Raw genomic sequence first — 8,067 nt, 5'->3', positions numbered from 1 at the left:
AGAGAACAGCTATTCACGGAAGTTATAAAGACTTGCGTCAATCATCTTAATTGAACCGCCGTATACGGAACCGTACGTACGGTGGTGTGAGAGGACGGGAGTTAATCGCTCCCTCCTACTCGATTTATATTTTAAATCTGCTTACAGTTTTTGATAATTCTTTGCTTAATTCGTTTAGTTCTTCTGAAGCTTCAGCAACAGAATGTATTGCTCTTAATTGCTCATCGCTAGCAGCACTTACTTCCTCACAAGCTGCTGCAGTTGATTGTGCTGTCATGGACATTTCCTCAATTGTTTCCACAACTCGATCTTTATATTTTATGATACTATCGATTTCTTCCGTAACAGTTTTAAAAGTATGTTCCATATTTAAAATTAACGATGATAGATTTTGGAATAGTATACTTGTATTTTCAACAACTGTTCCTTGTTCTTTGAATGTATCTTGCATTTCATTCATTTGTTTAACGACGGAAATTGCTTCTTGCTGCAATTCATGTATTGTTGATTTGACATGTTCCGTTGCTTTAGCCGATTGTTCGGCAAGTTTACGTACTTCTTCTGCTACAACAGCAAATCCTTTACCATGTTCGCCTGCACGAGCGGCTTCAATACTTGCGTTTAAAGCGAGTAAATTCGTTTGTTGCGAAATTTCAGAAATTGTATCCATCACAGATTCAATCGCATGAATTTTTTCTTCCAGTGAAGACACAGAGATAGACATATTGTGTAATTCTGATTTCGAATTTTCAAAGGAATTTAATAAATTGTCCATTTTCTCTTGTCCTTCAATATTCAATTCATTCGCTTCATTTGTAATTCCTTTGAGCGCTTTCGATTGCTCAGTCATTTGATTAATTTTGTCTCCTAATTTCCCAGATGATACAGTTACTTGATCTGCGTTTTCACTTGATTGTGTGGCGCCTATAGCTATTTCTCGCACAGCATTTGTTACTTCTACACTGGAAGCATTCGTTTCTTCAGCAAGGGCGCTTAAGTGATGAGAACGATCTTCCACTTGTCTTGAAGATGACTGAACTACTCCAATGATTTTTTTCATTTCTTCAAGCATGTTATTGAAATGATTTGCTAATTCACCAATTTCATCATGTCTCTTCGTATCGATATGTACAGTTAAATCGCCTTGTGCAACTTTTTCCATAGATGTACATAAGGAATAAATTGGTTTGATAATTTTTGAAATGGTGAAATACAGTACGAAAAAGATTGCGATTAAGATGATGAATGTAAATAAAATAATCATATTTTGAATGCTATTTGCTGTACTATGTAATTGTTTTGCATTGTAAACAGCACCAACTGTCCATCCTAAAGTCGGAATTTTTTCATAAACAATCACATTTTCTTGATTATCAATTGTCGTTCTTAAAATATTTTTTTGATTTTCGTCATTTAAAATCTTTTCAACAAATTCTAGATTGCTTAAATTCTCCCCCGTTAGTGTCGGGTGAACAATAGCAACTCCCGAAGAATCGAAAATAATTGGATATCCTTCAAAGCCTAAATCGATTTTCGAAATTTCTTCAGTCAAACTTGATAGTAAAATATCTACTCCTAATACACCTAGAACTTTATTTCCTTCCATTACTGCTTTTGAACCTGCAATCGCGTATTCCCCGGTTGAAGCATCTACATACGGAGGGGACCATAACACTTCATTTGGGTTTGCGATTGCTTCAGTATACCATGAACGGGTATTTACATCTAAATCAAAAATTTCATCGAAATGCGGTTCAGTGATAATTTTGTTTGCATCTGTAAAGTAAATGGACGATGCAGAGTTGTAAATGGTTAAATATTTTTTTAATTGTTCGCGAAAAGCTTGATCAGCTTCATCATTAAACGTTGTTGAGTGATAATAATAATCTAATACACCTTGGTCTGAAGTCATTTTTAAAATACTTTTTTCATAACCATCAATAAAAGTTGAAATGGAATTCGTTAATTCTTTAACTAGTACTTCACTTTGATCGATGACCGCATTTTCGGTTTTAGATGATATTAAGATGGAACTTACTGTTGATAGGGAACCTAGACCAATTACAATGACGAGAAGTACTATCCCAATAATTTTCCATCGAATGGAAACTTTCATTTTTCAACCTCCAATTTACATATTATGACAATCTTCGAACTAAAGATTGTCGAATCTAGTAGTATTTACCGATTATATGAAACCATAAATTAATAAAAAATAATATACTACTTTATTCATATATTTTTTAATAAATTTTGGATATTTTGAAATTTCCCATCATATAATTGATAAAACTATCTTTTTATTGCAAACATTTCAAAATTTTTACATAGAATTGAAAGGGTTGAATTTTGAGAATTTTTAGGAGAATACTATCAGAATTGTCCAAGAATTTTTAACTATTTAATGATGAAAAAAGTTTTCAAATGTATAACTTTTTAACATTACCTCCGCAAAATTTTTATATAGTAATTGTATTTATTGCTTTAATTTGGTACATTATATTAGAAATAAATATTCGTTTTTCAAATAAAATCCGTTAATATAGCATTCGCTGAGAGCTATATCACCACCTAATGTCTTTAAAAGGAGAAGACGTTTTATTGGTTTCATTGAATATCTGAAACGACAATATATGTCGAATGTTGGTGGGAACTACTATTCAGCGTAAAGGCGTCCTCAATCGGGCATCTTTACGCTATTTTGTTGTAAGGAGGATGACTATGTCGCAACAAACAAACGATTTTACAAAATGGTATATCGACACAATACAAAAAGCAGATTTAATGGATTATACGCCGGTTCGTGGGTGTATCGCATTTAAACCGGATGGCTATGAACTTTGGGAACATATCCAGTCTGAAATGGATAAACGTTTTAAAGAAACGGGTCATCGTAATGCATATTTTCCAATGTTAATACCTGAATCTTTCTTCCAAAAAGAAAAAGATCATATTGAAGGTTTCTCTCCAGAACTGCCATGGGTGACAGAAGCTGCCGGTGAAAAGCTAGAAGAACGTTTAGCACTTAGACCAACTTCAGAAACGATGATTGGTCATTTATATTCCAATTGGATTAAATCCTATCGTGATTTGCCAGTACTGATTAACCAATGGGCTAACGTTTTCCGTTGGGAAAAGAAGACTCTTCCATTTATTCGTACTTCTGAGTTTTTATGGCAGGAAGGTCATACAGCTCATGAAGATGAAGAAGATGCTCGCAAAGAAACAATGCAAATGCTTAATATTTATAAAGATGTTGTAGAAAATGTATTGGCCATCCCTGTGTATGATGGACAAAAAACACCTTCTGAACGTTTTGCAGGTGCTGTTGATACGTACTCCATCGAAGCAATGATGAAAGATGGTAAAGCCGTACAAGCAGGTACTAGTCACTATTTGGGAACAAAATTTGCTGAAGCGTTCAACATTAAATACTTAAACCGAGAAAATAAACACGTACACGTCCATACAACATCATGGGGAACATCTACTCGTTTAATCGGTTCTGTTATCATGGTTCATGGTGATGAAAAAGGATTAGTTTTACCGCCAAAAATTGCACCAACACAAGTAATTTTAATTCCTGTTGGACCATGGAAGAAAAATCCTGCAATCATTGAAAAATTAGATGAAATCTTTAAGGCTCTAAAAGATAAAGGGATTCGAGTACGATTAGATGATACTGATCAATCACCAGGATTTAAATTCAATGAGTGGGAGTTAAAAGGAGTACCTGTTCGCATCGAGCTAGGACCACGTGATTTAGAAAACAATCAAGCAATCTTAAAAGCTAGAGATGAAGACGAAAAAATCACAATTTCTCTCGATTCTGTTGTAGAAGTAGTAGAGAAAGAATTACAAACAATGCAAAAACGTCTATACGATAAAGCAAAAGCTTTCCGAGATGCAAATTCTCATTTGCATATTGATACGTTAGATCAATTAAAAGAACATATTGAAAATAGCGAGAAAAACGGAACAATTCCAGGATGGGTACTTGCAGGTTGGTGTGGTGATGATGTATGTGAAGCTAAAGTAAAAGAAGAAACAAAATTTACTTCACGCAATATTCCATTCAATCCACCAACAACGAAACACACTTGCATTCATTGTGGAAAAGAAGCAAAACATACAGTATGGTTCGGAAGAGCATATTAATTGCTTACGTAAGTAAAACGAGGCTGTTGAAAATTTACAGCTTCGTTTTTTAGTGCGCCTGGTATGGGTGTAATGAAGGCAGAAGTAACAGTTAGCTTAACGCAAGGGTGTCCGTGGTGACGCGGAATCTGAAGGAAGCTGGAGAGAAAACGCCGATTATTTTCTATTTAAACCTGGTTCTAAATAATCCATTGATAATATAACTAATCCTCGCACCAAATAACACACCAACTCAAATTAAAACACGTACTTCCTATAAAGGGTTGATCATATTTACCTGACTTATTTTTTTAAAAATTTAGAATAGGAGAAGTAAAATAAGTATATAAAAAAGCGAATTGAGAAACCGATGTGTTTTCCAATTCGCTTTTTATAATTAATTATTTATTGATGCTTCTTTTGGAATTCGTACATGAAATCGCGTAAAGCTATGCAAGCTTCTATTGGTACGGCATTATATGTAGATGCTCGACAACCACCAACAGAGCGGTGGCCGTTTAACCCGACAAAACCAGCAGCTTTTGCATCAGCTAAAAATTGCTTTTCTAATTCCTCATCAGCTAATCGGAACGTAATATTCATGAGAGAACGGCTATTTGGTTCCGCATGTCCTTTATAAAATCCATTGCTTTCATCAATAACATCATAGATATATTTTGCTTTTTCTTCGTTGCGTTTCTGAATTGTCTCAAGTCCACCTTGATTTTCAACCCAGTTTAAAACTTCTCCTAACATGTAAACACCAAATGTTGGAGGAGTATTATATAAAGAATTTTTATCCGCATGTGTTTTATATTTTAACATAGTCGGTATTTCTGAATTTGCTTGTTCAATTAAATCTTTGCGAATGATGACTACCGTCACACCAGAAGGTCCTAAATTCTTTTGAGCACCTGCATAAATAATGCCAAACTGATTCACATCGATCGGGCGAGATAAAATGTCGCTTGACATATCCGCAATTAATGGAACATCTCCTGTATTCGGGAATTCTTTCCATTGTGTTCCATAAATTGTATTGTTGGATGTAAGGTGAACATATGCATCGCTTGCATTAAATTGAATATCTTCAATACTTGGAATATTTCGATATTCATTGTCTTTCGTACTAGACGCTACCACTGCATTACCGAATAGTGTTGCCTCTTTCAAAGCTTTTTCTGACCAAGATCCTGTTAAAATATAGCTAGCTGTTTTGTCTTTTGTTAAGAAGTTCATTGGAATCATCGAGAATTGAAGACTTGCTCCACCTTGTAAAAAGAGAATTTCGTAATTATCAGGTATGGAAAGGAGCTTTTTCAAACGGTTGATTGCATTGTTATGAACTTCATCGTAATCTTTACTTCGATGGCTCATTTCCATAATGGACATGCCAGATCCGTTATAGTTTACTAGTTCTTGTTGTGCTTTTTCTAATACTTCTAGGGGTAATGCTGAAGGTCCTGCATTAAAATTGTATGCACGTTTGTTTGTACTCACGATAAACACTCCTTGAAATTGCAATATAGTTTGATTATATACTCTTTTCCATAAAATCGAACAATATTTTTATAAGAAATAGTGAAATATTCCGATATTCATAAAATTTATGTTAAATTGATAAAAATTCTGCAATTTCGAACTTCATTTTCTGCTATGTTATTTTTCTATTACGAATATAAAGGAGCAATTTGAATGACTAGTTATTATGAAAAAAATAAAAATCATTACATGAAGAAATTAAAAGAATTTGCGCCCGAACAGTTTAAAGCCTTTTCTAGATTTGATGGAACGGTTTTTAAACCAGGGGCATTAACGAAAAAAGAAAAGGAAATCATTGCAGTCGCCATTGCCCATGTCACAAAATGTCCCTATTGTATAGATGTTCATACAAAAAAAGCAAAGATTGCAGGAGCATGTCAAGAAGAACTTATAGAGGCAATATTTGTTGTAATGGCAGTTGAAGCAGAGACAACCTTAAATCAACATGAACATTCTTTGAATGATAAAACAGAGTCATTCAAAGCGAAACTTCAACCATACTTTAATTTTTCTCAAGTTGTCATGGGAAAAGGTTTTTTAACTGATGGATTTAAAGAACTGCTTGCTATCGCAGTTGCTCATGCAATCCACTGTACACAAAGCATCAATTCCCACACAAATAATGCAATGAAACTAGGGGTGTCAGAGGAACAAATTGCTGAAGCAATACTAGTTACAGCGGCTTTAAAAGCAGGAAGTGCTTATGCACATTTACTGCATATTTACGAAAGTTATAACGATTAATAAAGTAGTGAAAGGCATCACAATATACAATTTAATCACTAAATAGAAGATAATGGAGATAATATGTTTAGCGTGCCATATAACGTGATAAGAAAATGATATGAGACTCTACACATTTTTCTAATGTAGAGTCTCTTTTTGTAGATTATTGCAAGTTCATAAAAAATTTAAAATTTTTGTATTAGAAAATGTAGCATGTGAAATTTATCTTATAAATAATGATAAAAATTCTATTGTTTTATTTCATGACCTATGAAAGAAATCAAAGGAAAGTAGGGGGATTGCTGTGACTATTATTGTATCTATACTCTTTTATGTTATTCCTGCATTATTAATCATTTGGTTTATGGTGAGTGTGGTTTCTGCATTAAGGCATAAAAATAAAATATTAGAAGCAATTTTAGAAGAAATAAAAAAGAAGAACTAATCAATTTTAATTTATAGTAAAATTATAGCTCATGAATGATAAACTATTTTTATAAATAAAATGTTAAAGGGTTGGGAGCATGTGTTTAATACATTTTCATTATCAAGAACATCCAATTTACAAATTAATTGTTGTAGCAAATCGGGATGAGTTTTATGATCGCCCGGCAAAACCTGCACATTTTTGGGAAGACGAACCAGATATTTTGGCAGGTAGAGATCTTCTTCAAATGGGTACATGGCTCGGAGTATCTAGAAATGGTCGTTTTGCAGCTATTACGAATTATCGTGATCCGAGTTTACCTGCAAAGCCTCGTTCACGCGGAGAAATTGTACGAAATTTTTTGAAGGATACGAGGCATCCAAAAGATTTTGTAGATGAGTTAGTAACAACTAAAGATTATTACGGTGGATATAATGTCATTGTTTGGCATGAGGGGCATTTATTGCACTATAATAATATCTTTAATGAAATAAATGAAATACAACCTGGGACTCATAGCATCAGTAATCATACATTAAATACTCCGTGGCCAAAAGTTGTTAAAGGAAGGGCACGCTTAGCAGAATATATACAAAATAATACCGGAAAATTAAATATCGATGAATTATTTGAAATTGTCATGGACCGTGAAATCGCTCCAGATGAGCAGTTACCAAATACAGGTGTTGGGTTAGAGATGGAAAGAAATTTATCCTCTGCATTTATTCAATTACCCCATTATGGCACTCGTTGTTCAACCGTCTTATTAATAGATGAGGATCGGAATATAACTTTTGTGGAACGAACATTTGATAAAGGTAAATTTCTTTTCGAAAAAAGTTTTCATATAAAAATAGAAAAAATTTAAATATTAATCTATGCACTTGTACCTATCCCATTCATCGTTTCCACATAAACTGGAGTATCGAATGATGAGGGAGGGATATCCATGGGCTATTACGGAGGATGTTATGGTGGCCATTATGGAAATAACTTTGCTTTATTAGTAGTATTATTTATCCTACTTATTATTGTAGGTACACATTTCAAACGTTGGTGTTAATTTTCTAAGAAAGACTGATTCTAAAGAATTTTTACTTTAGAATCAGTTTTTTTAGTGCGCCTGGCATGGGTGTAATCTATAGGGTGTAAGTCCCGAACTGTGAAGGCAGAAGTAACAGTTAGCTTAACGCAAGGGTGTCCGTGGTGACGCGGAATCTGAAGGAAGCGAGCGG

Annotated in this window: 7 protein-coding genes; 5 read left to right on the top strand and 2 right to left on the bottom strand. The window is 33.9% G+C overall.

The genetic code is table 11. From position 1 onward, the window contains the following. Positions 1-124: 124 nt before the first annotated feature. A complete protein-coding gene (locus HF990_RS14595) occupies positions 125-2,116 on the bottom strand; it encodes a methyl-accepting chemotaxis protein (RefSeq protein ID WP_168412873.1) in 1,992 nt (663 codons plus the stop codon). A gap of 605 nt (positions 2,117-2,721) precedes the next feature. Between HF990_RS14595 and proS the strand changes: the two genes are divergently transcribed. Further along, the gene (proS, locus tag HF990_RS14590) at positions 2,722-4,158 is read left to right on the top strand and encodes a proline--tRNA ligase (protein WP_168412872.1); all 1,437 of its coding nucleotides are present in this window, start codon (positions 2,722-2,724) and stop codon (positions 4,156-4,158) included. A gap of 384 nt (positions 4,159-4,542) precedes the next feature. On the opposite strand, the gene serC is transcribed toward proS, so the two are convergent. Beyond that, on the bottom strand, positions 4,543-5,640 hold the full coding sequence (serC, locus tag HF990_RS14585) for a 3-phosphoserine/phosphohydroxythreonine transaminase (protein ID WP_168412874.1): 1,098 nt from the start codon (positions 5,638-5,640) through the stop codon (positions 4,543-4,545). A gap of 192 nt (positions 5,641-5,832) precedes the next feature. Between serC and HF990_RS14580 the strand changes: the two genes are divergently transcribed. The 4 genes from HF990_RS14580 to HF990_RS14565 all read left to right on the top strand — a co-directional run bounded on the left by HF990_RS14580 (position 5,833) and on the right by HF990_RS14565 (position 7,895). Beyond that, on the top strand, positions 5,833-6,423 hold the full coding sequence (locus HF990_RS14580; RefSeq protein ID WP_016838034.1) for a carboxymuconolactone decarboxylase family protein: 591 nt from the start codon (positions 5,833-5,835) through the stop codon (positions 6,421-6,423). A gap of 286 nt (positions 6,424-6,709) precedes the next feature. Next, positions 6,710-6,850, top strand: coding sequence for a hypothetical protein (locus HF990_RS14575; protein ID WP_016838037.1), 141 nt, complete (start codon positions 6,710-6,712; stop codon positions 6,848-6,850). A 79-nt stretch (positions 6,851-6,929) separates the two neighbouring features. After that, a complete protein-coding gene (locus tag HF990_RS14570) occupies positions 6,930-7,700 on the top strand; it encodes an NRDE family protein (protein ID WP_168412871.1) in 771 nt (256 codons plus the stop codon). Positions 7,701-7,781: 81 nt separating this feature from the next. After that, entirely contained in the window at positions 7,782-7,895 is a 114-nt protein-coding gene (locus tag HF990_RS14565) for a YjcZ family sporulation protein (protein WP_016838041.1), read from the top strand. Positions 7,896-8,067 lie beyond the last annotated feature (172 nt).

Source organism: Ureibacillus thermosphaericus (genome assembly GCF_012396605.1).
Lineage (GTDB): Bacteria > Bacillota > Bacilli > Bacillales_A > Planococcaceae > Ureibacillus > Ureibacillus thermosphaericus.
The sequence above is the reverse complement of the archived record's forward strand: the minus strand, read 5'-3'. Positions and strand labels throughout refer to the sequence as shown.

Bases quoted from the DNA above. Each gene is read 5' to 3' on its own strand.
- HF990_RS14595 (WP_168412873.1), bottom strand. From the start codon at position 2,116: ATGAAAGTTTCCATTCGATGGAAAATTATTGGGATAGTACTTCTCGTC.
- proS (WP_168412872.1), top strand. From the start codon at position 2,722: ATGTCGCAACAAACAAACGATTTTACAAAATGGTATATCGACACAATA.
- HF990_RS14580 (WP_016838034.1), top strand. From the start codon at position 5,833: ATGACTAGTTATTATGAAAAAAATAAAAATCATTACATGAAGAAATTA.
- HF990_RS14570 (WP_168412871.1), top strand. From the start codon at position 6,930: ATGTGTTTAATACATTTTCATTATCAAGAACATCCAATTTACAAATTA.
- HF990_RS14565 (WP_016838041.1), top strand. From the start codon at position 7,782: ATGGGCTATTACGGAGGATGTTATGGTGGCCATTATGGAAATAACTTT.